This window comes from Saccharothrix sp. CCNWYY140, from assembly GCF_037401995.1.
Taxonomy (GTDB): Bacteria; Actinomycetota; Actinomycetes; order Mycobacteriales; family Pseudonocardiaceae; genus Actinosynnema.
Map to the genome: position 1 here is coordinate 15,217 of NZ_JBBEGC010000040.1, position 25,093 is coordinate 40,309.

Annotated in this window: 29 protein-coding genes; 11 read left to right on the top strand and 18 right to left on the bottom strand. The window is 71.0% G+C overall.

Annotated features, from left to right (window positions below):
• Positions 1-30 precede the first annotated feature (30 nt).
• Positions 31-222, bottom strand: coding sequence for a DUF3073 domain-containing protein (locus WBN91_RS19325; protein WP_309109738.1), 192 nt, complete (start codon positions 220-222; stop codon positions 31-33).
• Between the two features lie 162 nt (positions 223-384).
• Between WBN91_RS19325 and WBN91_RS19330 the strand changes: the two genes are divergently transcribed.
• Complete coding sequence (locus WBN91_RS19330) at positions 385-1,266, top strand: hypothetical protein (RefSeq protein WP_337725262.1); 882 nt, start codon at positions 385-387, stop codon at positions 1,264-1,266.
• Here the strand turns inward: WBN91_RS19330 and WBN91_RS19335 are convergent.
• Genes WBN91_RS19335 through WBN91_RS19355 form a run of 5 tightly spaced genes read right to left on the bottom strand, consistent with a single transcriptional unit; the run spans position 1,209 to position 5,506 of the window.
• Positions 1,209-2,396 carry an MFS transporter gene (locus tag WBN91_RS19335; protein WP_337725261.1) on the bottom strand — a complete coding sequence of 396 codons (1,188 nt, stop codon included), beginning with the start codon at positions 2,394-2,396 and terminating at the stop codon, positions 1,209-1,211. The genes WBN91_RS19330 and WBN91_RS19335 overlap by 58 nt on opposite strands.
• 57 nt (positions 2,397-2,453) lie before the next feature.
• Complete coding sequence (locus WBN91_RS19340; RefSeq protein ID WP_337725260.1) at positions 2,454-3,035, bottom strand: RsiG family protein; 582 nt, start codon at positions 3,033-3,035, stop codon at positions 2,454-2,456.
• A gap of 60 nt (positions 3,036-3,095) precedes the next feature.
• Positions 3,096-3,941 carry a 3-keto-5-aminohexanoate cleavage protein gene (locus WBN91_RS19345; RefSeq protein WP_337725259.1) on the bottom strand — a complete coding sequence of 282 codons (846 nt, stop codon included), beginning with the start codon at positions 3,939-3,941 and terminating at the stop codon, positions 3,096-3,098.
• 39 nt (positions 3,942-3,980) lie between these two features.
• Positions 3,981-5,072 carry a CAF17-like 4Fe-4S cluster assembly/insertion protein YgfZ gene (ygfZ, locus tag WBN91_RS19350; RefSeq protein ID WP_337725258.1) on the bottom strand — a complete coding sequence of 364 codons (1,092 nt, stop codon included), beginning with the start codon at positions 5,070-5,072 and terminating at the stop codon, positions 3,981-3,983.
• Positions 5,069-5,506: a Fur family transcriptional regulator gene (locus WBN91_RS19355; RefSeq protein WP_443217752.1), complete on the bottom strand. Its 438-nt coding sequence runs from the start codon at positions 5,504-5,506 to the stop codon at positions 5,069-5,071. The genes ygfZ and WBN91_RS19355 overlap by 4 nt, the downstream gene beginning before the upstream one ends.
• A gap of 34 nt (positions 5,507-5,540) precedes the next feature.
• Between WBN91_RS19355 and WBN91_RS19360 the strand changes: the two genes are divergently transcribed.
• Positions 5,541-6,383: an aminodeoxychorismate lyase gene (locus WBN91_RS19360; RefSeq protein WP_337725257.1), complete on the top strand. Its 843-nt coding sequence runs from the start codon at positions 5,541-5,543 to the stop codon at positions 6,381-6,383.
• Here WBN91_RS19360 and WBN91_RS19365 read toward each other — a convergent pair.
• On the bottom strand, positions 6,380-7,546 hold the full coding sequence (locus WBN91_RS19365) for an MFS transporter (RefSeq protein WP_337725256.1): 1,167 nt from the start codon (positions 7,544-7,546) through the stop codon (positions 6,380-6,382). The genes WBN91_RS19360 and WBN91_RS19365 overlap by 4 nt on opposite strands.
• A gap of 70 nt (positions 7,547-7,616) precedes the next feature.
• Between WBN91_RS19365 and WBN91_RS19370 the strand changes: the two genes are divergently transcribed.
• Positions 7,617-8,579: an ArsR/SmtB family transcription factor gene (locus WBN91_RS19370; protein ID WP_337725255.1), complete on the top strand. Its 963-nt coding sequence runs from the start codon at positions 7,617-7,619 to the stop codon at positions 8,577-8,579.
• A gap of 41 nt (positions 8,580-8,620) precedes the next feature.
• Here WBN91_RS19370 and WBN91_RS19375 read toward each other — a convergent pair whose 3' ends face one another.
• From WBN91_RS19375 to WBN91_RS19420, 11 genes are all read right to left on the bottom strand, one after another.
• A complete protein-coding gene (locus WBN91_RS19375; protein ID WP_337725254.1) occupies positions 8,621-11,176 on the bottom strand; it encodes a glycosyl hydrolase family 18 protein in 2,556 nt (851 codons plus the stop codon).
• 109 nt (positions 11,177-11,285) lie between these two features.
• Positions 11,286-12,248 (bottom strand): biotin-dependent carboxyltransferase family protein, encoded by a 963-nt coding sequence (locus tag WBN91_RS19380; RefSeq protein ID WP_337725253.1) that lies wholly within the window; start codon positions 12,246-12,248, stop codon positions 11,286-11,288.
• A complete protein-coding gene (pxpB, locus tag WBN91_RS19385) occupies positions 12,245-12,850 on the bottom strand; it encodes a 5-oxoprolinase subunit PxpB (RefSeq protein ID WP_337725252.1) in 606 nt (201 codons plus the stop codon). Before pxpB ends, WBN91_RS19380 begins: the two co-directional genes overlap by 4 nt.
• 48 nt (positions 12,851-12,898) lie before the next feature.
• Complete coding sequence (locus WBN91_RS19390; RefSeq protein ID WP_443217753.1) at positions 12,899-13,534, bottom strand: FABP family protein; 636 nt, start codon at positions 13,532-13,534, stop codon at positions 12,899-12,901.
• Between the two features lie 460 nt (positions 13,535-13,994).
• Positions 13,995-14,294 (bottom strand): DUF1416 domain-containing protein, encoded by a 300-nt coding sequence (locus WBN91_RS19395; protein WP_337725251.1) that lies wholly within the window; start codon positions 14,292-14,294, stop codon positions 13,995-13,997.
• A gap of 3 nt (positions 14,295-14,297) precedes the next feature.
• A complete protein-coding gene (locus WBN91_RS19400; RefSeq protein WP_337725250.1) occupies positions 14,298-15,143 on the bottom strand; it encodes a sulfurtransferase in 846 nt (281 codons plus the stop codon).
• A 26-nt stretch (positions 15,144-15,169) separates the two neighbouring features.
• Entirely contained in the window at positions 15,170-15,607 is a 438-nt protein-coding gene (locus WBN91_RS19405; RefSeq protein ID WP_337725249.1) for a DUF4395 domain-containing protein, read from the bottom strand.
• 105 nt (positions 15,608-15,712) lie between these two features.
• Positions 15,713-15,790 (bottom strand): putative leader peptide, encoded by a 78-nt coding sequence (locus WBN91_RS39190; protein WP_358256176.1) that lies wholly within the window; start codon positions 15,788-15,790, stop codon positions 15,713-15,715.
• A 66-nt stretch (positions 15,791-15,856) separates the two neighbouring features.
• Positions 15,857-16,285, bottom strand: coding sequence for a TlpA family protein disulfide reductase (locus WBN91_RS19410; RefSeq protein ID WP_337725248.1), 429 nt, complete (start codon positions 16,283-16,285; stop codon positions 15,857-15,859).
• Positions 16,282-17,088 (bottom strand): LmeA family phospholipid-binding protein, encoded by an 807-nt coding sequence (locus WBN91_RS19415; RefSeq protein WP_337725247.1) that lies wholly within the window; start codon positions 17,086-17,088, stop codon positions 16,282-16,284. Before WBN91_RS19415 ends, WBN91_RS19410 begins: the two co-directional genes overlap by 4 nt.
• Positions 17,089-17,098: 10 nt before the next feature.
• On the bottom strand, positions 17,099-17,791 hold the full coding sequence (locus WBN91_RS19420) for an alpha/beta hydrolase family protein (RefSeq protein ID WP_337725246.1): 693 nt from the start codon (positions 17,789-17,791) through the stop codon (positions 17,099-17,101).
• A 204-nt stretch (positions 17,792-17,995) separates the two neighbouring features.
• Here WBN91_RS19420 and WBN91_RS19425 point away from each other — a divergent pair, with 204 nt between their 5' ends.
• The 8 genes from WBN91_RS19425 to WBN91_RS19460 all read left to right on the top strand — a co-directional run bounded on the left by WBN91_RS19425 (position 17,996) and on the right by WBN91_RS19460 (position 25,091).
• Positions 17,996-18,748 carry a response regulator transcription factor gene (locus WBN91_RS19425; protein WP_337725245.1) on the top strand — a complete coding sequence of 251 codons (753 nt, stop codon included), beginning with the start codon at positions 17,996-17,998 and terminating at the stop codon, positions 18,746-18,748.
• A 176-nt stretch (positions 18,749-18,924) separates the two neighbouring features.
• Positions 18,925-19,806: a mycothiol synthase gene (mshD, locus tag WBN91_RS19430; protein WP_337725244.1), complete on the top strand. Its 882-nt coding sequence runs from the start codon at positions 18,925-18,927 to the stop codon at positions 19,804-19,806.
• A gap of 194 nt (positions 19,807-20,000) precedes the next feature.
• Complete coding sequence (pstS, locus tag WBN91_RS19435) at positions 20,001-21,122, top strand: phosphate ABC transporter substrate-binding protein PstS (protein WP_337725243.1); 1,122 nt, start codon at positions 20,001-20,003, stop codon at positions 21,120-21,122.
• A gap of 34 nt (positions 21,123-21,156) precedes the next feature.
• Positions 21,157-22,215, top strand: a complete 1,059-nt coding sequence (gene pstC, locus WBN91_RS19440; protein ID WP_337725242.1) for a phosphate ABC transporter permease subunit PstC — start codon at positions 21,157-21,159, stop codon at positions 22,213-22,215.
• Positions 22,212-23,126 (top strand): phosphate ABC transporter permease PstA, encoded by a 915-nt coding sequence (gene pstA / locus WBN91_RS19445; protein ID WP_337725241.1) that lies wholly within the window; start codon positions 22,212-22,214, stop codon positions 23,124-23,126. The genes pstC and pstA overlap by 4 nt, the downstream gene beginning before the upstream one ends.
• A 10-nt stretch (positions 23,127-23,136) precedes the next feature.
• Positions 23,137-23,913 carry a phosphate ABC transporter ATP-binding protein PstB gene (gene pstB / locus WBN91_RS19450; protein WP_121224466.1) on the top strand — a complete coding sequence of 259 codons (777 nt, stop codon included), beginning with the start codon at positions 23,137-23,139 and terminating at the stop codon, positions 23,911-23,913.
• A 244-nt stretch (positions 23,914-24,157) separates the two neighbouring features.
• Positions 24,158-24,526, top strand: coding sequence for a hypothetical protein (locus WBN91_RS19455; protein WP_337725240.1), 369 nt, complete (start codon positions 24,158-24,160; stop codon positions 24,524-24,526).
• A 13-nt stretch (positions 24,527-24,539) separates the two neighbouring features.
• Positions 24,540-25,091: a DUF3558 family protein gene (locus WBN91_RS19460; protein WP_337725239.1), complete on the top strand. Its 552-nt coding sequence runs from the start codon at positions 24,540-24,542 to the stop codon at positions 25,089-25,091.
• The last annotated feature ends 2 nt before the right edge of the window (positions 25,092-25,093 follow it).

Here is a 25,093-nt window from a genome sequence, read left to right on the forward strand (position 1 = left end):
CAGCCCAACCTCCGAGCGGGTGTGGATGCGTCAGCGACGGTAGTCGTCGTACTCGTCGTCCGACGGGTCGTCGAATGGCTCATCGCTCCGACGGTGCCCGTTGTCGGCATTGCTGCCGCCGGAAAGCTCGCGTTGCAAGGCCTCGAAGTCGGTGTTGTGAGAGCTGTACTTCAGCTCCCGCGCCACCTTCGTCTGCTTGGCCTTCGCTCGGCCGCGCCCCATGGCTCGACCCCCTCGCACAGGGACGGGGGCGGCCGGGGGAACGGCGGCCCCACTCGTCTCGACAACTAGTTCCTGGTAACTACCGTACCGTGTCGAAGGGGTTCCTCGCGACGCGGTAGGCGTGACACGTGCCGCCAATCTTCCGCGTGGGAGGATGCGCGGGTGCCACGACCGTTCGTCGCCTACCTCAGGGTGTACGAACCGCTGTCGGCTCTTGACGCACCGTTGGCCGACCAGGTGCGGAAAGCCCTGGAAGCGGGGCCTTTGAGCCGAGCGGACGCCGGACACCGCGAACGCGAGCTGTGGCTCCGGTCACAACTGGCCCGACCGCCCCGGCTGCTGCCCGGGGAGCGCTCGGACGGCAGCGTCTCGCCCGACGCGCCCTTCGACGTGATGACCATCAGCCCCGCCGAGGTCCCGGGCGAGGTGGGACCCGGTCCGCTGGTGTGCCCGCTGGACCTGAGGCCCCGGTCGGCGGCGGCCCTGGTGGGCTTCCTGGCCACCTCCACACCGGTCCTCCAGGAGGCGGCGCTGTCCGTGCCGCCGGAGGCCATCAGGTCGCGGGCGTCGGCGGTGATGGCGGAGCTGACCCGCGGCGCGGTCCACGTGATCTCCACGACGTGGACCGTCCCCCTGCCGTGGTTCACCCTGGTCGACCCGGACGCCCGCCGGGTGGTGCTCGCCCCGCGCGACGACTCGGAGCGCCAGGTGTCCTGGCGGGCCTCGATGACGGACGCCCGCCGCCGCGTGGCGCGGGCGCACAAGGTCGTGTCGAGTTCCCTGGGCGAAGGCGGCCCGGCGAAGGTGCTGGCCGACACGGCCCGCTGGCTCGACCACTTCGCCCCGGACTCGGCGGTCGAGCTGGACTACGGCGGCTTGGTGCAGCTCATGGACGACAAGGAGCTGTTGGAGGACAGCTCGGCCCAGGACGTCAACGCGATCGTGGACGCCCTGGAAACCGGTGACGCCGAAGAGGTGGCCCTGCGCTACGAGGAGCTCCGCGACTTCTGGGGCGAGCTGTCCCGCCGGGAACGCCACGGCTGATCCGCGAGGAGCACGCGGGCGGCCACGGCGGCCGTGGCGGCCACGAGCAGGGCCACCGGCCAGCCGAGGGTGGCGGCCAGCCAGCTCGCCAGCGGCGGGGTGAGGGTGGCGCTGAGGTAGTTCGCCGAGTTCTGCATCCCCAGGGCCGTGCCGCTGCTGCCCTCCGGGGCCATCTCGGCCGCCGCCGTCACCGCCAGGCCGTTCCAGCACAGCGCCAGGGCCGCCGTGGGCAGGAGCGCCGCCACCAGCAGCCACACCGGCGCCCGGTCCAGCACCGCGCACAGCGCGAACCCGACCGCGACCAGCACGCTGACCACCTTCAGCGGACCCACCCGGCTGCGCACCCGGTCCGACCACACGCCCACCGCCAGCCGCCCGAACCCGCCGACGACCTGGGCCACGGCGAACAGCCCCGCCGCCACCCCGACCGCCAGGCCCCGGTGGTCGTGCAGGAGTTCGACCATCAGCGCGGCGGCGGTGAACTGCGGGACCACCAGCAGGCCGCTCGCCGTGCTCAGCCGCAGCAAGCCACGGTCGCGCAGCACCACCCCGTGACCGTGGGACGCCCGCACCGCGCCCGGCGGCTCGCGCACCAGGAGCGCGACCAGGACCGCCACGAAACCGGTGAACCCGGCCAACGCCAGGAACGCCGCCGGCACGCCGGCCCGGACGGCCACAACCGGCAGCACGGCCGCGGTCAGGGCGGCGCCGAGGGGAGTGGCGGTCTGCCGGATGCCCATCGCGAGCCCGCGTGAGCCGGAAGGGAACCACGTCATCACGGCCCGGCCGCTCGCCGCGTTCACGCTCGCCCCGAACAACCCCACGCCGACCAGTGCGAGCCCGGCCACCACCGGCCCGTCCACCGCCGCCAGCGCCAGGCACAGGGCCGCGCCGACGCCGCCAATGGTCATCACCGCGCGTTCGCCGTGCCGGTCCGCCGCCGCGCCCCACGCGACGAGGGTCAGCATCGTGCCGAGGTTGACCGCGCCGAGCAGCAGCCCCACCTGGGGCAGGCTCAGGTCGAAGTGGGCGCGCAGGGCGGGGCTGATCGCCGGGAGGCCGAGGAACACCGCCGCGTTCGTGCCCTGCGCCAGTGCGCCCACAGCCAGAACCACCCAGCGGTACCCCATGAGGGCACGCTAGGCGGCAGTGCTCACGATCCGGGAGTGTGTTCCCGGATGGTGAGATCAGTCCTTGGTGCGCCCGGGGTTCGTCGGCCACCCGCGCTCGGCGGCCAGCAGCTCGTCCACCGACGCGCTCCCGCTCTGGTACCGGTCCGCGATCTCGGCGTTGAGCCGGTCCACCACGACCTGCACCTCGCGGCGGCGCGTGGAGACCGACGCCTCCTCGTTGACGAACGTGCGCAGCGCGAGGTCCAGCTTGTCGTCCGAGAGCGCCGAGACGTCCGACAGGTCCACGTCCGAGACCAGCGCCTCGACGTGCCGCCGGTGCGCCTCCGCCCGGGACGGCTCCTGCGTCTGGTAGCGGCCCAGCCCGGTCGCCGGTCCCACCGCGTTGGACGCGAGGATCGTCGCCAGCTGGTCCACCACCGCCGAGCCGCCGGAGGTCCGCCGCGCCTGCTCGGCCCGCACGATGTCGATCCGCGCGTGCAGCAGCCGCCGCAGGTACGACAGATCGGTCTCCTCCTGAGCCGCCTCGTCGCGCAGGGCGCGCACGTCGGCGAGCGGGAGCCGCTCGATCCCCTCGGTGTAGCCGGGGGCGAGCACCCGGTCGATCCGCCGGCGCCCGCCAGGACGCACCTCGATCACGTACTCATCCTGAGGTAGTTCCTGCCCACCCGCCAACACAAACCTGCTTCCAAAGTTGTCTCAAACCTGTACCGGACTGCGCACGCCGAGTAGCTCCCGCGCCTGCGCCGGTGCCAGCGGTGGCCGCTGCGCGATCTTCGCCAGACCCGCGGCACGGGCCACGAGCTGCGCGTTGTCCCGCACCGGCTGCCCCTTGGCGTAGGAAATGGTGTCTTCCATGCCTACGCGCAGGTGACCGCCCGCGCTCAACGCGGCCAGCATCACCGGCAGTGACGTGCGCCCGATCCCGGTCGCCGAGAACGACGCGCCCTCGGGCAGCAGGCGCAGCGCGGCGACCATCGTCTCCACGTCGCCCGGCATACCGCCGGGCACGCCCATGACCAGGTCGACGTGCACCTTGCCCCCCGCGGGGAGGCCGTGCTTGTCCAGCAGCCGGTTCAGGGACGCGAGCTGGCCGAGGTCGAAGATCTCGTACTCGGGCACGATCCCGCGCTCCTGCATGGTCTTGTGCAGCGCGACGACGAACTCCCACCGGTTCAGGAAGACGTCCTCGCCGAAGTTCACCGTCCCCATCGTGCAGGACGCCGAGTCCGGCAGCGCGTCCAGCACCCGCAGCCGGTCCGACTCGGGGTCGGTCACCGCGCCGCCGGTGGACAGCTGGACGATCAACGAGGTCCGCTCGCGCAGGGCGGCCACGGTGTCCTTGAGCAGCCCGAGGTCCAGCGTCGGCCGCGTGTCCGCGCCCCGGATGTGGACGTGGATCATCGCCGCGCCGACCTGCTCGCAGGCCTCCGCGGTGGCGACGAGCTCGTCCAGGGTGACGGGCAGCTGGGGGACGTCGGCCTTAGCGTGCTCGGCCCCTGTGGGGGCGACGGTGAGCAGCGTGCCGTGAGAACCGGGTCGCATGCCGTGATCCTGGCACACAACACCCCGGTCGAACCCCTTCTAACGTCCCAGGTTTCGGGCGGCCTCGCGGCCCAGGCCGGGGGTGTCCGGCGGGACCGAGTCGGGGTCCACGTTCGCCTGCACGATCCGGTCCTCGGTGCCCACCAGCAGCTCCGTCTCGACCGGTACCGAGCGTTTGACCAGCGCCAACGCGATCGGGCCCAGCTCGTGGTGCAGCGCGACCGAGCCGACCCGGCCCACGACCCGGTCGCCGACGAGCACCGGGTCACCGGTCTCCGGCTGGACCTCGCGGGACCCGTCCAGGTGCAGCAGCAGCATCCGCCGGGGCGGCCGGCCCACGTTGTGCACCTTCGAGACCGTCTCCTGGCCCCGGTAGCAGCCCTTGTTCAGGTGCACCGCCGCGCCGATCCAGTTCACCTCGTGCGGGATGGTCTTCTCGTCGGTGTCCACGCCCAGCCGGGCCCGCAGGGACTCCACCCGCAGCGCCTCGAACGCCCAGCTCCCGCCCGGCCGCGCGCCCGCGTCGGTCAGCTTCTGCCACCAGTCCACCAGGGAACCGCGCGGCACCACGAGGTCCACGGCGTCCTGACCCGGCCACGGCATCCGCCGCGCGAACCCGCCGTCCGGCAGCGCGGCGACGCCCAGCTGGTCGGGCAGCGGCAGGCCGAGCTTCTCGAACAGCGGCTTGATCTCCGGCCCGACGACGGTCAGCACCGCCAGCTCCGCCGTCGCGTCCCGCGGCTCGACCTTGGACCAGAAAACCATCTTGGTCAGGTAGGCCAGCAAGGGGCCGGCGGTGGCGGCCTCGGTGTCCAGGTAGACCGTGCCGCCGGTGTTCGCGGCCACGGCGTGGTGCTCGACCCGGCCCTGCACGTCCAGGATGAGCATCTCGGTCGCCCGGTCCTCGCCCAGCTCCTCGAAGTGCTGGCTGGTCAGCGAGTGCAGCCACTTGAGCCGGTCCTCGCCCGGGACCGCGAGCACGGCCCGGTGCGACCGGTCGAACACGGCCACGGACCGCGCCGCCGACCGCTGTTCGGCGAACGGGTCGCCGAAGTGCCACGGCACGCCCGGGTCGGCGGACCCCTCGAACGGGGCGACGGCGCCGGGTGCGGTCAGCAGCGGTGAGTTCACTGGTCGTTCTCCTTCAGGCAGTCACGGCAGGTGCCCGACAGCGCGAGGTGGCTCGCATCCAGTTCGAACCCGAACCGCTGCCGCAGTGTTCCGGCCGCCGGTGTGAGGAGGTCGCACGGGGCCTCGTCCACCCGGCCGCACTTGTGGCAGACCAGGTGCACGTGCTCGTGCTCGTCCACCGAGTACGTGGGCGCGCCGTGGCCCAGGTGGGTGTGCCGGACCATGCCCAGCCGGTCGAGCAGGTCCAGCGTCCGGTACACGGTGGTGATGTTGACCGTGGGCGCGGTGGCCTGCACGCGGTGGCAGATCTGCTCCGGCGTGGCGTGGCCGAGGTCGCGCACCGCGTCCAGCACGAGCTGGCGCTGGGGCGTCATCCGCATCCCGCGGTCGTGCAGCGTCTTGCGCAGGGCTTTCGGGCTGCTCGCGGTGTCCACGAAATCGATGGTAGAGCGTGAGTAGTCTCACGGTATGCGCGTGCTCGCCCTCTTGGACGGAACCCGGGCCGACCCCGACTCACCCCTCATCCGCGTGGACGACCTCGGTCTCATGCGCGGCGACGGCGTCTTCGAGACGATCCTCGTCGTCGACGGCAAGCCCCGGGAGCTGGCCCCGCACCTGGACCGCCTGGCCCGCTCGGCCGCGATGCTGGACCTGCCCGACCCCGACCGCGCCGGCTTCGAGCGGGCGGTGGAGGTGGTCCTGGGCAACTGGACCGGCGGCCGGGAGATCGCCCTCAAGCTGGTGATGACCCGGGGTGTCGAGGGCGGCGACGGCACACCCACCGCGTTCGCGCTGGGCATGGACATCTCGCCGAAGGTCCTGGCGCAGCGCGCTGAGGGCCTGGCGGCGGTGACCCTGGACCGGGGCATCGAGCCGGGCCTGATGGACCGGGCGCCGTGGTTGCTGCTCAGCGCCAAGTCGCTGTCCTACGCGGTCAACATGGCCGCCCTGCGGGAAGCCGAACGCCGGGGCGCGGCGGAGGTCGTGTTCACCACGTCGTCCGGCTCGGTGCTGGAGGGGCCGACGTCCACGGTGGTCGTCGCCCGGGGCCGCACCCTGACCACGCCGCCGTCGGACCTGGGCATCCTGCCGGGCACGACCCAGGCCGCGCTGTTCCGGGCGGCCTCGCGCGCGGGCTGGCAGGTCGAGGTGGCGCCGATCGAGGTCGACGAGCTGTACGGGGCGGACGCCGTGGTGCTGGCGTCCAGCGTGCGCAAGCTCACCCGCGTGCACACGCTGGACGGCAAGTCGCTGCCCGACTCGACGGCGGTGCACGCCGAGCTGGCCGACCTGTACGAGTCGGAGTACTAGAGCCGGGCGGGCACCCGGCGGCCCAGCGCGGCGAGGGTCAGGGTCACGGCGACCGAGGCGGCGGCCATCAGCGTGATGGCCGTGCCCGGCGTGGTGAGCTGGGCGAGCGTGCCCGCGAGCAGCACGCCGACGCCCTGGAAGGCGACCATTCCGGTGCCGTGCAGGCCCAGGGCCTGGCCGGCGAGGTCGTCGGGCGTCAAGGACATCAGCCGTTCCTGGAGGACCAGGCTGGCCGCGAAGCCGACCGACGCGACCGTGACCGCCACCGCCGACAGCACGACCCCAGGTTGCAGGACGAAGAACAGGTAGGGCGCGGCCAGCAGCAGCCGCAGCGGTGTCGCGAGCCTGGGGCGGAGGGCGGGCGGCACCAGGCGGCCCACCGCCAGGTCGCCGGCGAACATGCCGAGCGCGCCGCAGGCGTACAAGGTGCCTGCGGCGTGCGGGGCGTAGGAGACGTAGAGGGAGTCGCCGCCGACCACCAGGCCGTTCGGGACCCACAGGCCCAGGTAGGTGAGCACGCGGGGGCGGGACGACAGCAGCAGGGTGTTGGTGCGCCAGGTCGCAGAGACGGACGGTCGGCCTTTGGCCCGCGGCGGGCGTGCCGTCAGACCCAGGCGGGTGACCAGGGCCGACAGCGCGTACAGCGCCGCCGCGAGCAGCAGACAGGTCCGCGGGGACAGCACGGTCAGCAGCACGCCGCCGGTCGCGAACCCGGTGACCTGCACCAGGCCCCAGAGCATGTTGTAGACCGACCGGCCCAGCACGTACCCGTCCTTGGACAGGATCTCGGTCAGCAGCCCGCCGCGCACCCCACCGCCCAGCGACGCGATCAAGCCCTGGAGCAGCAGCACCGCGAACACCGCCCACAACGGCAGGGGCAGCGCCAGCACCGCCGTGACGGCCGCGAAGGCGAGGCCCAGACCGGTCAGGATCGCCCGCGGCGGCACGCGGTCGGCCGCCGACAGCAGGACCATGCCGCCCACGAGCTGCGCCAACTGCGGGCCGAACATGCTCATCGCCGACAGGAACGGGGACCCGGTGGCCCGGAACACCAGGGTGCCCAGGGCGAGGCCGCCGATCGTCTGGGCCGCGGCGAACCCCGCGAAGGACAGCAGGAACGGGGTGAACTCCGGCGCGCGGAACAGGGAGCGGTAGCTGCGCATGAGCCGGAATTCTCGGAGCGGCTCACGTCCGTGGTTATTGTTTCGCCGACACGCGAAAGGTCATCTCCGCATGGGCTTGTGGCAGATCGACGCCGACACCCTCGCCCGCAGCCGGTTCGTGCTCTCGCCGTTCGCCGAGACCTTCGCGAGCCTCCGGCTGCTGCACACGGGCACGGGCGCCCACCCCGGCGAGGACGCCTGGCTCCGGGACCACCTGCCCGGCTACCGCGCCCACCTCGCGGCCGACCCGGTGGCGGGGCCGCTGGTGGAGGCCGCGCTGGGGAAGTCCTGGATCGCCGACTTCTTCTGCCCCACCTCCGTCGTCGGCGAGAGCTTCGAGGGGACCGTGGCCCGGGTGCGGGCGACCGGGGCCGAGCAGGCGCGGGACAACCTGCGGGTGTCGCTGAAAGGGCCGCTCCCGGCGGTGTTGAACCGCGACGACCTCCCCGAACGGGCGACCGTGCTGCTGACCCACGTGTGGGAGCGGGCCGTGCGGCCGTACTGGGAGCGCCGGCGGCGGGTCATGGAGGCCGACATGGTCGCGCGGACCGCGCTGGTCAGCCGGGGCGGCTGGGCGGCCGTGCTGGACTCCCTGAAACCCGGCACGCGGTGGCTCGGCGAGAGCCGGTTCCAGGTCAACCACAACGCGTACCCGCCGCGTGAGATCGCCGCCGGGGCGGACCTGCTGTTCATGCCCGTGACGCCTCGGACGAGTTGGGTGTCGTGGGAGGGGCGGGAACGGTACGCCGTCGTCTACCCGTGCCTCGGGGTGCTCGCCGAGGACCGACGACCCGTGCCGGCCGCGTTGGAGGCGCTGGTCGGACCGGCGCGCGCAGGCCTGCTGACCCTGCTCGCGACACCCTTGAGCACCACCCAACTGGTCGCGGTGACCGGGCAGGCGCTGGGCTCGGTGGGCCGGCACCTGCGAGTGCTGCGCGACGCCGGGCTGGTGGAGCGGCGGCGGGCCGGGCGTTCGGTGCTCTACGTCCGCACGACGGCCGGAGAGGTGCTGGTGGAAGCGTCCGGGGCCTGAGCCGCTCCGGGGGCCTCCTCCGCCCCCGGAGCGGCCACCGCCTACTTCAGGCCCGCGTCGACGGCGCTCATCAGGGTGCCGGTGTCACCGGACATCTCCCAGATCATCGCGCCCAGCAGCCCGCGCTGCTTGAACCACGCGGTCTTCTTCTGGATCGACCAGACGTCGTCGAAGGTCCACCACTGCCCGCCGTTGCCGGTGAAGCAGGAGGTCGCCACCGCGGCCTCGTCGTGGACCACCGTGCAGTTCGGCACGCTCGCGATCAGGTTGGAGTACCCGCGCGTCCCGGCCTCCTCCGCGAACTGCCCCGGCGCCGCGCCGGTCGCCGACTGCCACTCGCCCTTCTTCCCGCCGTCCTGCACGCCCTGCCACCCGCGGCCGTAGAAGGCCAGGCCCACGGTGATCTTGCGCGGGTGCACGCCGGCTTCGAGGTAGGCGTTGACCGAGTCCTCGACGCTGAAGTGGAACGGGTACGGGTCGTCCGCGTCCGGGTACAGGTTGCCCTGGTGGCCGGTGCGGTTGGGCTCCCACGAGTTGTCGCTGCCCGAGCCGTGGAAGTCGTAGCCCTGGACGTTGAAGACGTCCATCGACTGCGCGACCCGGCCCAGCTCCCAGCCCGCCTCGATCTTGCCGCGGTCGGCCGGGGTGAACGCGGTCAGCTGGTAGCGCTTGCCGGTGGTCGTGCTCAGCTCGTCCATCTGCCGCCGGAACTCCTCGATCAGGAGCGTGTTGTTGCGCTTGTCGTCGGGGCTCACGTGGTTGCCCGGGTGGCCTTCCGCGCCCGGCCACTCCCAGTCGAGGTCCACGCCGTCGAAGATGCCCGCGGCCGTGCCCGGACCGCCCGCCGCGTTGTAGGTCGGGAGGTTGCCCTTGAGGTAGATGTCCAGGCAGGACGCCACGAACTTCTTGCGGGACGCGTCGGTCCTGGCCACGTCCGAGAAGTACTTCGAGTACGTCCACCCGCCCAGCGAGATCAGGATCTTCAGGTGCGGGTGCTTGGCCTTGAGCTTCTTGAGCTGGTTGAAGTTGCCGCGCAACGGCTCCCAGCCGGTGTCGGCCACGCCGTCCACGGACTGCGCGGCGCTGAACGGCCTGCTGTAGTCGGCTTCCGCGTCACCCGCGCCGTCGCCCTGGTTGGGGTCCTGCGGGTTGGGCGAGGTGCCCTTGGTGACGCCTTGCAGGCAGGTCAGGTTGACCGGGTCGATGTTGCCGAACGCGTAGTTGATGTGGGTCAGCTTCGCGGCGGAACCGTTGGTGTCGAGGTTCTTCACGAAGAACTGGCGGCCGTAGATGCCCCATTGGACGAAGTAGCCGATCCTGGCGTACCCGCCGACGATGTCCGCAGTGGACACCTTGATGGTGTTGCTGGGGGCCGAGATGTTGTCGTAGAGGTCGCGGGCCTTGACCGAGAACGCGTACTCCGTGGACGGGGACAGGCCGTCCACCTTGGCCGTGGTGCCGATGACCGTGGCCTTCACCGTCGTGCCGACGTAGACGTCGTAATTCGCGACGCCCTTGTTGTCGGTGGAGGCGTCCCAGGCCAGCGTCACGCTGCCCGAGTCCTTGGCCGTGCTGCGCAGGGTGCCCGGCGCGGACGGCGGGGTCGTGTCGTCGGCCGGATTATTGGTGGTGACGGCCAGCTGGTTGCTCGCCGGCGAGGTGGTGCCCTTGGCGTCCTTGGCCTTCACCGTGAACGTGTAGGCGGTGTTCGGGGTGAGGCCGGTGACGGTCGCGGTGGTGCCGGTGACCGTGGTGGCCAGGGTGGTGCCGTTGTAGACCTCGTAGCCCGCGATCGGCAGGGAGCCGGGGGTGGACGGGTTCCAGGTCAGGGACACCGTCTTGGTGGTCTTGACCGGGGACGTGAGGTTCGTGGGGGTGGTGGGCGGGACGTCCGGCGACCCGTCGCAGTTGGCGTTGTTGATCCGGCAGGTCACCGGTTCGACCGCGCGGCTGAGGGTGAACGTCGGGCTGTAGGGCTCGGTGGACCTGCGTGCGCCGACGGACTTGTTGTAGTGCACCGGGGCCAGGGTCACGGTCGTGCCGGACTGGCTGATCGTGCCGTTCTGGGCGTTGCCCGCCGTGACACCGCTGGGCAGGGTGAACGTGATCGCCCAGTCCGCCAGTGTGGTGTCGGTGTTGTTGTTGACGACGAACTTGCCCGTGCTGCCGCTGAGGCTGAAGTCGGCGGTGACCGGGGCCGGCGGCGGGGGCGGGTCGCCGCTGCCGTCGCAGTTGTAGCCGTTGATCGTGCAGCTGGTGGGGTCGACGGCCGCGCTGAGCGTGAAGCTCGGGCTGAACGGCTCGGTGGTGCGGCCCGCCTGGACGGTGGTGATGTAGTAGGCGGGGGTGAGCGTGACCTTGGTGCCGTTCTGGGTGGTCGTCGCGTTCTGCACGCCGCTGACCGTCACGCCGGCCGGCAGGTCGAACTTGATCGACCAGCCGGAGATGGCGGCTGTCGTCGGGTTGGCGACCACGAACTTGCCCGTGGTGCCGGTTCTGCTGAAGGTGGCGGTGAGTCCGGTGGCGGCGGACGCCGCGCCGGGGACGGCTAGGGCTGCGGTGGCGAGTGCCACCAGCGCGATGGCTAGTCGGCGCATGGTTGTGCCTCTCGATTGACAGGGAATCGTTCGAGAACCACGGCGGCCAGGTACCGAAAGTAGGTCGTGCGACCGCGAATGACAATGGGTCTAGACCAATTGCGTCCGTTCAGCCCTGTGGGCGGAAGCGGACCGCGGTCCCCGGTCGGGCCTGGCCCAGCAGGGGGAGCGCGCGGGGCGGGACGACGCCGATCACCGGGTAGCCGCCGGTGGTCGGGTGGTCGGCCAGGAAGATCACCGGCAGACCGTCCTTGGGGACCTGGACCGCACCGGTGACCAGGCCTTCGCTGGGGAGTTCCTGGTTTTTGGTTCGAGTGAGCGGGGTGCCTTGGAGGCGCAGGCCGACCCGGTTGCTGCGGTCGGAGACCGTCCAGCGGCCGTGGCGGAGTTGTCCGGTGGGGTCGTCGAACCAGTCGTCGCGGGGGCCGAGCAGGAGCGGGAGGTCGAGCTCGGCGGGGACCTGGACGGGGACGAGGACGTCCGCGCCGGTCGGGATGCCGGTGGGCGTGCCCAGGGGGAGGACGTCGTGCGGCTGGAGGGGTGCGGGGCCGATGCCGGAGAGCAGGTCGGTGGCGCGGCTGCCGAGTTCGGGGGCGGTCGCGATGCCGCCGGAGAGGGCCACGTAGGTGCGCAGGCCGCCGGTCGGGGTGCCGAGGGCGAGTTCGTCGCCGGGGCGGAGATGGACCGGGGAGTCGCGGTGGACGCCGTTGACCAGGGTGGGCGTGCACGGCCCGGTGACGGCGACCGTGCAGGCGGTGTCCGCGCGCAGGTGGAGGCCGCCGAGGAGGACTTCGAGGCCGGCGGCGTGCTCGGGGTTGCCGACCAGGCGGTTGGCCAGGCGCAGCGAGGGCTGGTCGAGGGCGCCGGAGGGCGGGACGCCGAGGTGCGCGTGACCGGGGCGGCCCAGGTCCTGGACCAAGGTCTGCGGTCCGGTGCGCAGGACCGTGACGGTCCTGGCGGCGCGGTCGGTGGCGGCGCGGTCGGCGGGGGTGTTCGCGGACCTGTCGATGGCGGTGCCGTCGGTGGCGGCGGGGGTGCGGTCGGCGGGGGTCGCTGCGGTGTTCGCGGTCATGCGGTGGCCTCGAAGCGGACCCGGTCGCCGGGCTGGAGGAGGGCGGCGGGGTCGCGGCGCGGGTCGAACAGCGGGGCGTCGGTCCGGCCGATCAGCCGCCAGCCGCCCGGGGTGGCCCTGGGGTAGGCGGCGGTGTACTCGCCCGCGACCCCGACCGAGCCCGCCGGGACCTTCGTGCGCGGCGAGTCGAGCCGGGCCTGCCGGAGGGGTTCGGGCAGCCCGACCAGGTAGGCGAACCCGGGCGCGAACCCGCAGAACGCCACCGAGTAGCTCGCAGACGTGTGCAGCCGGACCACCTCGTCGGGCTCGACCCCGGCGGTCTCGGCGACCAGACCGAGGTCCGGCCCGTCGTACACGACCGGGATGACCACCTCGCGCGGCTGCGACTCGACGCGGTGATCGAGGTCGACGGTCTCCAGCACCCGCCGCACCGCCGCCAACCCACCCGGCCGGGCACCGATCAGGACGGTCCGAGCGGCGGGCACCAACTCCACCACCTCGGGCAACGCGGCGGCGTGGACAGCGGCCCGCACCGCCTCGACCTCACCGAGCGAGTCCACCTCGACCAACACCGCGTCGGTCCCGCAACGCCGCAGTCGCATGGGTACAGCGTACGGCCTACAAGAGGATTGTTGAACAATCCTTCTCGGCTAGCCGACGACTCGCTTCAGGTGGGCCGAGGTGTGCGGCTGGAGCGGCTGGCCGACCATCGCGCGCTCCTCGACGTAGGCCAGGTCGCCGTTGTTGACGATGCCGTACAGCCGCTGCGCACCGGTGACCTCCTTGGCGGTGGCCGTGCGGATGACCGCGTCGGTGCCCAGCTCCCAGGAGGTCTGGGTGCGCGGCTTGCCGTAGTACAACTCCACGATCCCCGTGTTGTGGGTGAGGAGGACCTCGATCGTGTCGTCGGCCTGGGGGCGCCAGAAGCCGGTCTCCCGGGCGGCGGGCCGGACGACGTTGCCGTCGGCGTCCAGCAGCCACGAGCGGGCTTCGTAGTACAGGAACGGGCGACCGTCGTGCGCGAACGTGATCTGCTGCCCGAACCGGTACGGCCCGTCGATCGTCGGGTAGACCACTTCCCCTTCGCCACGCCACACGCCGACCAGCGGCAGCAGCGCCAGGCAGGCGTCGTGCAGCGAAGGACCTTCACGCAGGTTCGCGGTGTCCGCCGGGATCGGCAGGTCGTCGAACTGCGGGAGGTTGCGACTACGGGTCACCTCGGCACGCGCGGCAGCCGCCTGCACCGCCGCGTCACCACTGCCCGGCACGGGTGCGTTGTCGGTCATCAGCGCTGGTCGGAGTACAGCCGGTAGACGACGTACCCGGCGAACCACACGACGAGCAACGACACGAAGACCAAGAGGCCTGTGAAGAAGTGTTCCACCCACCGAGTTTATCGCCCGCCCGCTCCTTGCCACCGACCACGGTGGTCAACGCCACGACCCCACGGCCGCTGCCCGCCCTGCCGTCTTGTCGCTCGCGTCGGCCGCAGCAGCGGCCCGCCACCACCGACGGCTTCGCCGCCGCAGCCAAGCTTCCCGCAGCCCAGTCCGTAGCCAGCACAGGCCGCCCGCCGGAGCCCGGGTTGCCCAGCGCAGCCCATGCCCGTCCACCGCTCAGCCCTGCTCGCAGCCCAGGCCCGGCCCACCAAGCCCGTGCAAGGCGAAGGCCCCGGCAGCGGGTGCCACCGGGGCCTTCTGCGGTAGCGCCGGGCGGACCCGTGCGCTCCGAACAACTCAGGACAACTCAAGCCACCGCGACCTCGACCGGGTGCACGCCCGGCCCCTCCGCCGACACCGACGCCTGGCCGTTGCCCGACCGGTGCAGGGCGCGGATGGTCCACGTGCCCGGGGCCGCGTAGAAGCGGAAGTCGCCCTGCGGGGAGGACACCACCTCGGCGGTGAACTCGCCGGACGAGTCCAGCAGTCGCACGAAAGCGCCGCCCACCGGGCCCGACGCGTCGCTGACCTTGCCGGTCAGCACGACCTCGCCGGAACCGACCTCGACCTCGACACCCTGCACGGGCGCGCCGCAACCGTCGCTCATACCTCAGGCCTCCTTGCCACTGCCGAGCTCGACCGGCACGCCGACCAGCGAGCCGTATTCGGTCCACGAACCGTCGTAGTTCTTCACGTCCTGGTGGCCCAGCAGCTCGTGCAGCGCGAACCAGGTGTGGGACGAGCGCTCGCCGATGCGGCAGTAGGCGATCGTCTTGCGGGAGCCGTCGAAGCCGGCCTCGCCGTAGATCTCGGCCAGTTCCTCGTCGGACTTGAACGTGCCGTCCTCGTTGGCCGCCTTGCTCCACGGCACGTTGATCGCGCCGGGGATGTGGCCCGCGCGCTGCGCCTGCTCCTGCGGCAGGTGGGCGGGCGCGAGGAGCTTGCCGGAGAACTCGTCGGGCGAGCGCACGTCGACCAGGTTGCGGTTGCCGATGGACTCCACGACCTCGTCGCGGAACGCCCGGATCGACAGGTCCTGCTCCTGCGCCTGGTACTCCGTCGCCGGGCGCTCGACCGGCTCCTTGTCCAGCGGGCGGCCGTCGAGCTCCCACTTCTTGCGGCCACCGTCGAGCAGCTTGACCGCGGTGTGGCCGTACAGCTTGAAGTACCAGTACGCGTAGGCCGCGAACCAGTTGTTGTTGCCGCCGTACAGGACCACGGTGTCGTCGTTGGAGATGCCCTTGGCCGACAGGAGCTTCTCGAAGCCCGCGCGGTCGACGAAGTCGCGGCGGACCGGGTCCTGGAGCTCGTTCTTCCAGTCGACCTTCACCGCGCCGGGGATGTGGCCCCCGTCGTAGGCAGTGGTGTCCTCGTCGACCTCCACGAACACCACACCGGGCGTGTCGAGGTTCTCCTCCGACCAAGCGGCCGAGACCAGGACGTCTTCACGGCTCATCGAGCGGCTCCTGTTTCTTTCGTTTCTTACTGCGGGCGTGCGAGGGCTGGGGCGTAGCGGCGCAGGAGCAGGAACATCTCGCAGCCCAGGCACAGGCCGAGCGCGGCGTTGAGCAGCGCGGCGACCAGCGCGGCGGACGTGGCGACCACTCCGAGCGCGGTGAGACCGGAGGCGTACCCGATCGTGCCGACCAGGGCGAAGGCGAACCCGACGCCCTGCGCGAACCGCAGCGGGGCGGCTTCCTCCCGCTCGGACGTGGGCGTGAGCCTCGGCTGGACGGCGAACCGGTAGACGTGGCCCCACGGGTTGAGCTTGAGCGAGATGAACGCGCACAGGCCGAACAGGACGGTCTGCGCCGCGAGGAGCCGCCACGACCCGGTCAGCAGCACGACCACGAGGATGGCGGTGGTGATCCAGGCGCTGAAGCGGGGACCTCGTGGGTCCACGGGGGCATCTTTCGACACGGCGACCTCCTGACGGTGACATGACTGGGCAGTCCGTCTTCAGGCGGTGTTAGGGGCTCGCGGACCCACCCGTCAAGGGTGTCCGGCAGCCCGTGATCCGCCCGGTCAGCTCGCCGCGCGACACAGGCTGCTGCGGACGCGGCACAGGTCCACCGCGAGTCGCTTGGTCAGCAGGCTGTTCATGGCGACGAGACTAGCCGCTCGTCCCCCATGCCGGGAGTGGTGTCCAAAGGGTGGGAGTACCCAGGTTCACCCGATCGGTCGAGGCAGGTGGGGCCGCAAAGCCGCAAGGAGCGTGTCCCGTTTCGGAACGCCTCCGACCCGGAGCAGCTCGGCACCCGACGCATCCAGCGCGAGCGTCGTCGGGGTGCGCAGGACACCCAGCCCGGCGGCCACGTCCGGCAGGTTGGTGACGTCGAGTTCGACATGCCGAAGTCCGTGCGTCCGGTCGGCGAGGTCGGACAGCAGCACGCGGGTGTGCCGGCAGGGCGCGCAGAACGTCGTGGAGATCTGGAGCAGGGTCACCGGGGTCGCCGGGTCGAGCAGGTCGCGCACCGGGCCGGGCAGGTCGTCACGCGGCTTCGCGGTCACCCGCACCCTCCCACCGTGGACGCGCAGCAGCACCCCGACGACCGCCACCACGGCGACCGCCCCGAGCACCGCCCACGCCCCGGTCATCGCACTCCATCAAGGGGGATGTCGTTGATCGTGCCCTCGACGGTGAAGGCCCCGCTCTCCACTTTGACAGCCGTCGGCGTCACCGTGAAGGGCAGCCGGCCCGGGTCGATGGTCACGCTCAGCGCGGACCGCACCGCGCCCAGCACCTCCGCCAGGCCCGCCAGCGACGTGTCGTCCAGCTCGACGTCCTGCACGGCCACCGCCACCTGCTCGTTGACCAGCGTCACCGACCCGTACGCGGTGATCCGCAGCTTGCGCCCGGCGACCGTGGTGTTGCCGCTGAGCTTCACCGCCGCGCGCGTCGGGTCCGGCTTCTCCGGCGCCGGGGTGGGGGTGGCCTCGGGCCGGGTGTCCGGCTCGATCGCCATGTCGGTGAACGGCGTGACGTTGTTGACCAGTCGGTTCAGGTCCGCGGCCTTGATCTTCACGCTGCCCCGGACCTGGTCGATGGTGGCGCGGGAGGTGTCGCCCGCGAGCAGGTCGGACAGGCCGATGCGGGTGTGGTAGAGGTTCGCCCGCACCTCCAGGTCGCGCAGGTCGTCGCGCACCGGCACGCCGGTGGCGGTGATCTCGATGTCCCGGTAGTCGCCGGAGACCGCCTGGAACAGGAACGGGAAGCCGTTGATCCGCACCGACGGGTCCTCGCTGAGGTTCAGCTTGTCCCGCATGCGCTGCGCGATCTGGTACTCGCCCGCCGCCGCCAGGCCGAAGTCGGCGGCCACCAGCAGGCCGACCACCACCAGGCCCGCGATGATCAGCTTGCGGCCCCGGGTGGGGCGGCGCTTGGTCTGCGTGACGGTCATCGACTTCCTTCTACGAAGACTCTCGGTCCAGCCAGGTCGCGATCCGGTCTACCAGAGCGGGCGTCATCGCCGACTCCGCGTGGCGGATCCGTGGTTCCAGCCACAGGACGGCGTCGCCGCCCGCCGCCCGGTGCAACGCCCGCGCGTGCGCGGGGCCGAAGTAGTGGTCGTCCTCACCGTGCACGAGCAGCAGTGGGGTCGGCGTGATGCGGTGCACGACCTCCAGCGGGCTCTCCGGCGCGGTGCGCCACGGCGGGCCCAGCCGGACGCCCAGCGCCCGCGCGGCCAGCCTGCCGTGCGGCTGCTCCAGCAGCCAGTGGACGCGCCGCATGGCCGGCGTCTCGCGCACCCACCAGCGGGACGGGCTGCTCACGGCGGCGACGGCGTCGGGGCGCTCGTCGGCCAGGGCGGCGTGGCGCAGCGCGATCGACGCGCCCATCGAGAAGCCCACGGTCACCACGCGTCGGTACCCGAGTTCGCGGGCCAGCGAAACCCCGGCGGCCAGGTCGTGCACCTCGTCGTCGCCGACCGTGCTCAACCCTTGGGACAGGCCGTGCCCGCGGAAGTCGAGCGCGACGACCCCGCCGCGCAGGGCGAAGCGGCGCAGGACGCGGGCCACGAACGGCTTGCGGACGTGGTTGGTGAACCCGTGGCCGACGACGAACGCCAGGTCGGAGCCGGGTCGGGCGGGTTTGATGTGCACTCCCCGGAGGAGGAGAGCGTTGTGTGACATGCGTGTAACACGCGTGACGCTTGTGGAAACAACTGTGACCCTGTCCTGCTGACCTGGGCCTTTTGGGGTGAGCACCGGTATCGTCTCCGTCATCCGCAGGCAACGGGGCCCGGTCACCGTACTTCGCGCTGCCTGGTCCGGTGACCAGACACCGGCCGAACGAGAGGGCCCGCGATGAGCATCGACGTGCTGCTGCTGACCACCGATCCCGACCCAGAGGCGGTCCTGCCCGCGCTGTCCCTGCTGCCGCACGACGTGCGCCCGCTGCGCCCGGAGGTCTCGGCGCTGCTGGAGGCAGGACCCCACGACATCGTCCTGGTGGACGCGCGGACCGACCTGGTCGGCGCGCGCAGCCTGTGCCGCCTGCTGGACTCCAGCGGCGTGGACGTGCCCGTGGTGGCGGTCGTCACCGAGGGCGGTCTGGTGGCGGTGAACTCCGACTGGAGCGTGGACGAGATCCTGCTGCCGACCTCCGGCCCGGCCGAGGTGGACGCCCGCCTGCGCCTGGTCCGGTCCCGGCGCGGCACGACGCAGCCCGGCGGCGACGGCTCGTTGCAGCTCGGCGAGCTGGTCATCGACGAGGCCACCTACACCGCCCGCCTGCGCGGCCGTCCGCTCGACCTCACCTACAAGGAGTTCGAGCTGCTGAAGTACCTGGCCCAGCACGCCGGCCGCGTCTTCACCCGCGCGCAGCTGCTCCAGGAGGTGTGGGGCTACGACTTCTTCGGCGGCACCCGCACGGTCGACGTCCACGTCCGACGCCTGCGCGCCAAGCTCGGCCCCGAGCACGAGTCCCTGATCGGCACCGTCCGCAACGTGGGCTACAAGTTCGTCCGTCCGCCGCGGCCGGGTGCGACCCGCCGGACCGAGCACGTCATCGACGTGGACTCGCCGATGGACGAGGCTGAGCTGATCTTCAGGGCCTGATGGCGCGCCTCCGGCGCGCGGCTCGGCCGCCCGAAAGTCGGCTCATCGCGCCGCGTTTCCCGCCGATCGAAAAAGCTGATCGTCGGGAAAGGCGGCGCGACAAGCCGACGGCGGCCTCGCGTGGTCGGGCGACGTGTCGCCTGACGGTTCGATGATCACCGAGTAGGTTCGGCGGTGTGGAATCGACGTGGTTCGAGGAGCTGAGCGACGACCAGGTCCGTGAGGTCATGGACCTGGTCGAAGCGGCCCAGTACGCCGACAACGGGGTGGCCCCCGTGGGTGAGGCCGTCGTCCTGAGGCTCCGGCCGGGTGCGCGCGGCAGCAATCACCTGCTCGTGCGCGAAGATCACACCTTGGTGGGTTACCTCCACCTCGACCTCTTCGGTGACGCCGACGGCAACAAGGTCGCCGAGCTCGCCGTCCACCCCGAGCACCGCCGCAAAGGCGTCGGCACACTCCTGGCCACGGCAGTGGCCGAGCGGGCTGCGCCCTTGCGGATCTGGTCGCACGGTGGCCACCCCGGCGCGCAAGCGCTCGCCGCCAAGCTCGGCTACCGCAAGGTCCGCGAGCTGCTGCGCCTGCGCCGCCCCCTCGACGACACCCTGCCCGAGCCGAAGCTCCCCGAGGGCGTCCGGCTGCGCACGTTCGAGCCGGGCCGGGACGAGGCCGCCGTCGTCTACGTCAACCACCGCGCGTTCTCCTGGCACCCCGAGCAGGGGTCCATGAGCATCGAGGACGTCCGCGACAAGGAGCACGAGCACTGGTTCGACCCCAAGGGCTTCCTGCTCGCCGTGGACGCCGAGGAGCGCCTGCTGGGCTTCCACTGGACCAAGACGCACACCGGTGACCTGGGCGAGGTGTACGTGGTGGGCGTCGACCCCGACGCGCAGGGCGGCGGCCTGGGCAAGGCGCTGACGCTCGCCGGGCTGGAGCACCTGCGCGGCACCGGGCGCAGCGAGGTCATGCTCTACGTCGAGTCCGACAACGCTGCGGCACTGGCCGTGTACGGCCGGTTGGGATTCGACGAGTGGGACTCGGACGTCCAGTACGCCAAGTAGTGACAGACCGGTCACGTCACGCAAACGTGCAGGTCACGGGTTCACCCGAAGGGCGGTGTGCCTAGTCACCTCCCGTGTGGAGTTCACCTCTCGTTCATCTTCTACTGGGCGCTTGTCCACCCTCGCTGCCTACCGTCCGTGTCGTGCGGCGAGCTTCGTCGCCCGATCCCGCATCCGTTAGGTGGAGGACCCAGGTGAAGACCAAGCGGCACGGCGCCGTTGTCGGCCTTTTCGCGGCCGGTGCGCTTTTGCTCACCGCGTGTGGTAGCGACGACAACCCCGGCGCGGCCGGCGGCACGTCGAACGCGAACGCGCCCGCCGTCGCGGTCGAGTGCGGCGGCAAGGCGAAGCTCAACGCTGAGGGCTCCTCGGCCCAGAAGAACGCGATCGACACGTTCATCCAGTCCTACAAGCAGAAGTGCGCCGGCTCCGACCTGGCGTACAACCCGTCGGGCTCCGGCGCGGGCGTGAAGAACTTCCTCGCCGCGCAGGTCGACTTCGGTGGCTCCGACTCCCCGCTGTCCAAGGACAAGGGCGAGGTCGACAAGGCCGCCGAGCGCTGCAAGGGCAACCCGGCGTGGAACCTGCCGCTGGTGTTCGGCCCGGTCGCGCTAGGCTACAAGCTCGAGGGCGTCAAGGACCTGGTGCTGACCGCCGAGGTCGCCGCCAAGATCTTCAACGGCACCGTCAAGAAGTGGAACGACCCGGCCATCAAGGCCCTCAACGGCAGCGCTTCCCTGCCGGACAAGGACATCAAGGTCGTCTACCGCTCGGACGAGTCCGGCACCACGGACAACTTCCAGCTGTACCTCCAGGCCGCCTCGAAGGGCGCGTGGACCCAGGGCGCCGGCAAGGCGTTCAAGGGCGGCGTCGGCGAGGGCAAGGAGAAGTCCGCCGGTGTCGCGCAGGCCGCGGGCTCGGTCGACGGCGCCATCACCTACGTCGAGCTGTCCTTCGCGCAGGACAACAAGCTGTCCCTGGCCAAGATCGACACCGGCTCCGGCCCGGTCGAGCTGACCAACGAGACCGTCGGCAAGGCCATCGACGGCGCGAAGATCAAGGGCGAGGGCAACGACCTGGTCCTCGACCTGAACTCGATCTACGGCACCACCACCTCGGGCGCCTACCCGCTGCTGCTGGCCACCTACGAGATCGTGTGCTCGAAGGGCTACGACGCCGACACCGCCAAGGCCGTGAAGGCGTTCCTCACCGTGGCCGCCACCGACGGTCAGGCGGGCCTGGCGGACGCGGGTTACGCTCCGCTCCCCAAGGCCTTCCAGGACAAGCTGCTGACGGCCATCAAGGCCATCGCCTGACCCGGCCGGCACACTTCCAGCCAGCGCCATCGCGATGAACGAACGCATCGTGGCCAAGCGCCCCGCGGGCACCGGTACTGCCGGTGCCCGCCGGGGCGTTCCGGCTGCTCGACCCGACTCGGAGGCTCCGATTCCCCCGACCACGGAAGCCGACCAGAAAGCACCCCACGTCCGGCCGGGTGACCGGATCTTCCGCGGTCTCGCCACCGGCTCGGGCATCTTCATCGTGGTCCTCATCGGGGCCATCGGCCTGTTCCTGCTGCTCCAGGCGATCCCCTCCCTCGCGCTGGACCAGGTCAACTTCCTCACCAGCCGCGAGTGGTCCACCGGCGACGTGGCCAACCTGCGGTTCGGCATCCTCGACCTGCTCCTGGTCACCGTGGTGTCGTCCGCGCTCGCGCTGCTGATCGCGATGCCGATCGCCCTGGGCATCGCGCTGTTCCTCACCCAGTACGCGCCCCGCCGCCTCGCGCGGCCGTTCGCGTACGTCATCGACCTGCTCTCCGCCGTGCCGTCGATCATCTTCGGCCTGTGGGGCCTGTTCGTCCTCGGCCCGGTGCTCACGCCGTTCGCCGAGTGGCTGATGGGCACCCTGGGCTGGATCCCGCTGTTCGCCGAGGGCAACGTGAGCATCGAGCTGGGCGGCACCATCTTCACCGCCGGCATCGTGCTCGCCGTGATGATCCTCCCGATCATCACCGCCGTGAGCCGCGAGGTGTTCGACCGCACGCCGGTCACGCACGTGGAGGGCGCGATCGCGCTCGGCGCCACCAAGTGGGAGGTCGTGCGCACCACCGTCCTGCCGTTCGGCAAGGCCGGTTACGTCAGCGCCTCGATGCTCGGCCTGGGCCGCGCGCTCGGCGAGACCATCGCGTTGATGATCATCCTCAGCGGCACCAGCGAGGCGTTCGGCTGGAGCCTGTTCGACGGCGGCGCCACGTTCGCCTCCAAGATCGCGCTCGCCGCGCCGGAGTTCAACGACCCGAAGTCGGCCGGCGCCTACATCGCCGCGGGCCTGGTGCTGTTCGTGCTGACCTTCGTCGTCAACGCGATGGCGCGGTCCATCGTCGCCGGTCACAAGGAGTACGAATGACGACCGAGACGGCGGACCTGAACCGCCTCGCGACGCCGCCGACGTTCCAGAGCGTCAGCGGCGCCCGCAAGTTCAAGAACGGTGTGGCGACGGCGCTGGTGTACCTGGCGTTCGGCATCGCCATCATCCCGCTGGTCTGGGTGCTGTACACGGTCATCCAGCGCGGCCTGCCGGTCGTGCTGGACATGGACTGGTGGCAGAAGTCGCTGTCCGGCCTGCTGTCGCGGCAGCAGGGCGGCGGCGCGTACCACGCCATCTACGGCACGCTGGTGCAGGCGCTGGTGTGCGGCCTGATCTCGGTGCCGATCGGCCTGTTCGTCGCGATCTACCTGGTGGAGTACGGCGGCCGGTCCAAGCTGGCCCGCGCCACGACGTTCATGGTCGACATCCTCACCGGTGTCCCGTCGATCGTGGCCGCGCTGTTCGTCTACACGCTGTGGATCACGACTGTCGGCTTCAGCCGCAGCGGTTTCGCGGTGTCCCTGGCGCTGGTGCTGCTCATGGTGCCGGTGATCGTGCGGACCACCGAGGAGATGCTCAAGATCGTCCCGGACGAGCTGCGCGAGGCGTCCTACGCGCTGGGCATCCCGAAGTGGAAGACCATCGTCAAGATCGTCATCCCGACGGCCCTGTCGGGCATCCTGACCGGCGTCATGCTCGCCCTGGCCCGCGTCATGGGCGAGACCGCGCCGGTGCTGGTGCTCGCCGCCTACGCGCCGTTCATCAACTACAACCTGTTCGACGGCCCGATGGCGTCGTTGCCGCTGTTGATGACCACGGAGCGGAACAACCCCACTCAGGCGGGCTTCGAGCGCATCTGGGGTGCGGCGATCACCCTGGTCCTCATCATCACGCTGTTCAACCTGCTGGCGACCGTGATCTCGCGGTGGCTGGCCCCGAAGACCAAGTGAGCGGGCGGTTATGGCCAAGCGCATCGACGTGAAAGACCTCAACCTGTTCTACGGCAAGTTCCACGCCGTCGACGGTGTCTCGCTCGCCGTGCCGCCGAAGAACGTGACCGCGTTCATCGGACCGTCCGGCTGCGGCAAGTCCACCGTGCTGCGCTCCCTGAACCGCATGCACGAGGTGGCCCCGGGCGCCCGCGTCGAGGGCAAGGTCCTGCTCGACGGCGAGGACATCTACGCCCCGGCGGTCGACCCGGTGCAGGTCCGACGCACCATCGGCATGGTGTTCCAGCGCCCGAACCCGTTCCCGACGATGTCGATCAGGGACAACGTCGTGGCCGGGCTCAAGCTGGCGGGCGAGCGCAACAAGAAGAAGCTCGACGAGGTGGCCGAGCGCTCCCTGCGCGGCGCCAACCTGTGGAACGAGGTCAAGGACCGCCTGGACCGCCCGGGCGGCGGCCTGTCCGGCGGCCAGCAGCAGCGCCTCTGCATCGCCCGCGCCATCGCGGTGCAGCCGGACGTCCTCCTGATGGACGAGCCGTGCTCCGCCCTGGACCCGATCTCCACCCTGGCGATCGAGGACCTGATCACGGAGCTGAAGAAGGAGTACACGATCGTCATCGTGACCCACAACATGCAGCAGGCGGCACGCGTCTCCGACCAGACGGCGTTCTTCAACCTGCTGGGTGTCGGTCAGCCGGGCAGGCTGATCGAGGTGGACGACACGGAGAAGATCTTCTCCAACCCCAGCCAGAAGGCCACGGAGGACTACATCTCCGGCCGCTTCGGCTGACCGTCTTCGCCTCGGGGACGCAGGGGACCCTTCCGCTTCGCCGCGGAAGGGTCCCTTCGCTTTGTGGTGTCTGTCACCCGATCGGGTGGCTGGACACGCGCTGACGTGCGGTCCTGGAACCGCGTCAGTTTCGATCACGTCATAGCTGGGACATGGTCTGACGTGCGCGGTAACGTGCTCAGCAGGGATTGAGTGATCGCAGGGGGTAGTGGTGGCGCCACAGGGTGCGTGGAGCGCGCAGTCGATGAGCGCGATGACCGCCAGCATGCAGGGACTGAAGCAGGCAGCGGAGTCCGGCTCGTTCGCCATCAGCCAGGCCGGCGCCGAGGCCTACCTCAAGGCCATCGAGGACGCCGAGTTCGAACTGAACGCCTTGAGCCGGCAGCTGAACACCGTCAGTCAGGAAACCAAGCTCGGGACGAGCCCGGACGCCCAGGCGATGAGCCGTTACAACCTGGAGAGCGCGAACGGCGGCGGCGGCACCACTGGCATCATTCCTGCCATCAAGCAACTGCGCGAGGCGCTGGTCGATGCCAAGGCCGCGGTGCAGAAGGCCATTGAGAACTACCGCCAAGTCGACGATGCGGCCTCAAGCGGCCTCAAGCGCTACTGAGATGGGGATTCAGTTGACCGGGAAGCTGGCGATCCGCTCGATCCTGTCGATCGCTGTGGTCGGAGTCGCGTTGGCGGGCTGCACCACGAAAGAACCGGGGGACCCGTCGGCGGGAGCCACCGCCACGACCACGACGACAGCAGGTAAGCCGACCACGACCTCGCAGTCGTCCAGCGGTGACGCCTTGGCTGATTTCGACCCATGTGCCGAGATGAACGCCGTCGCGGCCCAGCTCTCCCTCACTCGCGTCGAGAAGGAGAGTGGGCAGGGCTGTGGTGCGCGTTGGGGGCAGACGACGACTTCTGTCGGCGTCAAGGTCCAGCCCGAACTGAGCATCGCCGAGGCCGTCGGAGCGTCAGGCGCCCGGTTCGTCGACACCACCATCGGCTCCCGGAAGGCGAAGAAGGTGGAGGCCGGCTTCACCGACACGTCGTGCCTGATCGCGGTAGAGGTCGGGCCGAAGTCTCGGGTCGACTTCGTCGCCGAAGCCACCGCGTCCGTCCAGGAATCCTGTGACGCGGCGCAGAAGCTGGCCACGGCCATCGAGCCCAAGCTGCCGAAGTAGGA

What these genes read in the sequence shown, in the direction of transcription:
- WBN91_RS19410 (WP_337725248.1), bottom strand. Translation starts at nt 16,285, where the DNA reads ATGACCGGGGCGTGGGCGGTGCTCGGGGCGGTCGCCGTGGTGGCGGTC.
- WBN91_RS19375 (WP_337725254.1), bottom strand. Translation starts at nt 11,176, where the DNA reads ATGCGCCGACTAGCCATCGCGCTGGTGGCACTCGCCACCGCAGCCCTA.
- WBN91_RS19380 (WP_337725253.1), bottom strand. Translation starts at nt 12,248, where the DNA reads ATGACCGCGAACACCGCAGCGACCCCCGCCGACCGCACCCCCGCCGCC.
- WBN91_RS19345 (WP_337725259.1), bottom strand. Translation starts at nt 3,941, where the DNA reads ATGCGACCCGGTTCTCACGGCACGCTGCTCACCGTCGCCCCCACAGGG.
- WBN91_RS19390 (WP_443217753.1), bottom strand. Translation starts at nt 13,534, where the DNA reads ATGACCGACAACGCACCCGTGCCGGGCAGTGGTGACGCGGCGGTGCAG.
- WBN91_RS19400 (WP_337725250.1), bottom strand. Translation starts at nt 15,143, where the DNA reads ATGAGCCGTGAAGACGTCCTGGTCTCGGCCGCTTGGTCGGAGGAGAAC.
- pstC (WP_337725242.1), top strand. Translation starts at nt 21,157, where the DNA reads ATGAACGAACGCATCGTGGCCAAGCGCCCCGCGGGCACCGGTACTGCC.
- WBN91_RS19395 (WP_337725251.1), bottom strand. Translation starts at nt 14,294, where the DNA reads ATGAGCGACGGTTGCGGCGCGCCCGTGCAGGGTGTCGAGGTCGAGGTC.
- WBN91_RS19370 (WP_337725255.1), top strand. Translation starts at nt 7,617, where the DNA reads ATGGGCTTGTGGCAGATCGACGCCGACACCCTCGCCCGCAGCCGGTTC.
- WBN91_RS39190 (WP_358256176.1), bottom strand. Translation starts at nt 15,790, where the DNA reads ATGAACAGCCTGCTGACCAAGCGACTCGCGGTGGACCTGTGCCGCGTC.
- WBN91_RS19365 (WP_337725256.1), bottom strand. Translation starts at nt 7,546, where the DNA reads ATGCGCAGCTACCGCTCCCTGTTCCGCGCGCCGGAGTTCACCCCGTTC.
- pstB (WP_121224466.1), top strand. Translation starts at nt 23,137, where the DNA reads ATGGCCAAGCGCATCGACGTGAAAGACCTCAACCTGTTCTACGGCAAG.
- WBN91_RS19325 (WP_309109738.1), bottom strand. Translation starts at nt 222, where the DNA reads ATGGGGCGCGGCCGAGCGAAGGCCAAGCAGACGAAGGTGGCGCGGGAG.
- WBN91_RS19425 (WP_337725245.1), top strand. Translation starts at nt 17,996, where the DNA reads ATGAGCATCGACGTGCTGCTGCTGACCACCGATCCCGACCCAGAGGCG.
- WBN91_RS19415 (WP_337725247.1), bottom strand. Translation starts at nt 17,088, where the DNA reads ATGACCGTCACGCAGACCAAGCGCCGCCCCACCCGGGGCCGCAAGCTG.
- WBN91_RS19455 (WP_337725240.1), top strand. Translation starts at nt 24,158, where the DNA reads ATGAGCGCGATGACCGCCAGCATGCAGGGACTGAAGCAGGCAGCGGAG.
- WBN91_RS19360 (WP_337725257.1), top strand. Translation starts at nt 5,541, where the DNA reads ATGCGCGTGCTCGCCCTCTTGGACGGAACCCGGGCCGACCCCGACTCA.
- pstA (WP_337725241.1), top strand. Translation starts at nt 22,212, where the DNA reads ATGACGACCGAGACGGCGGACCTGAACCGCCTCGCGACGCCGCCGACG.
- WBN91_RS19335 (WP_337725261.1), bottom strand. Translation starts at nt 2,396, where the DNA reads ATGGGGTACCGCTGGGTGGTTCTGGCTGTGGGCGCACTGGCGCAGGGC.
- pxpB (WP_337725252.1), bottom strand. Translation starts at nt 12,850, where the DNA reads ATGCGACTGCGGCGTTGCGGGACCGACGCGGTGTTGGTCGAGGTGGAC.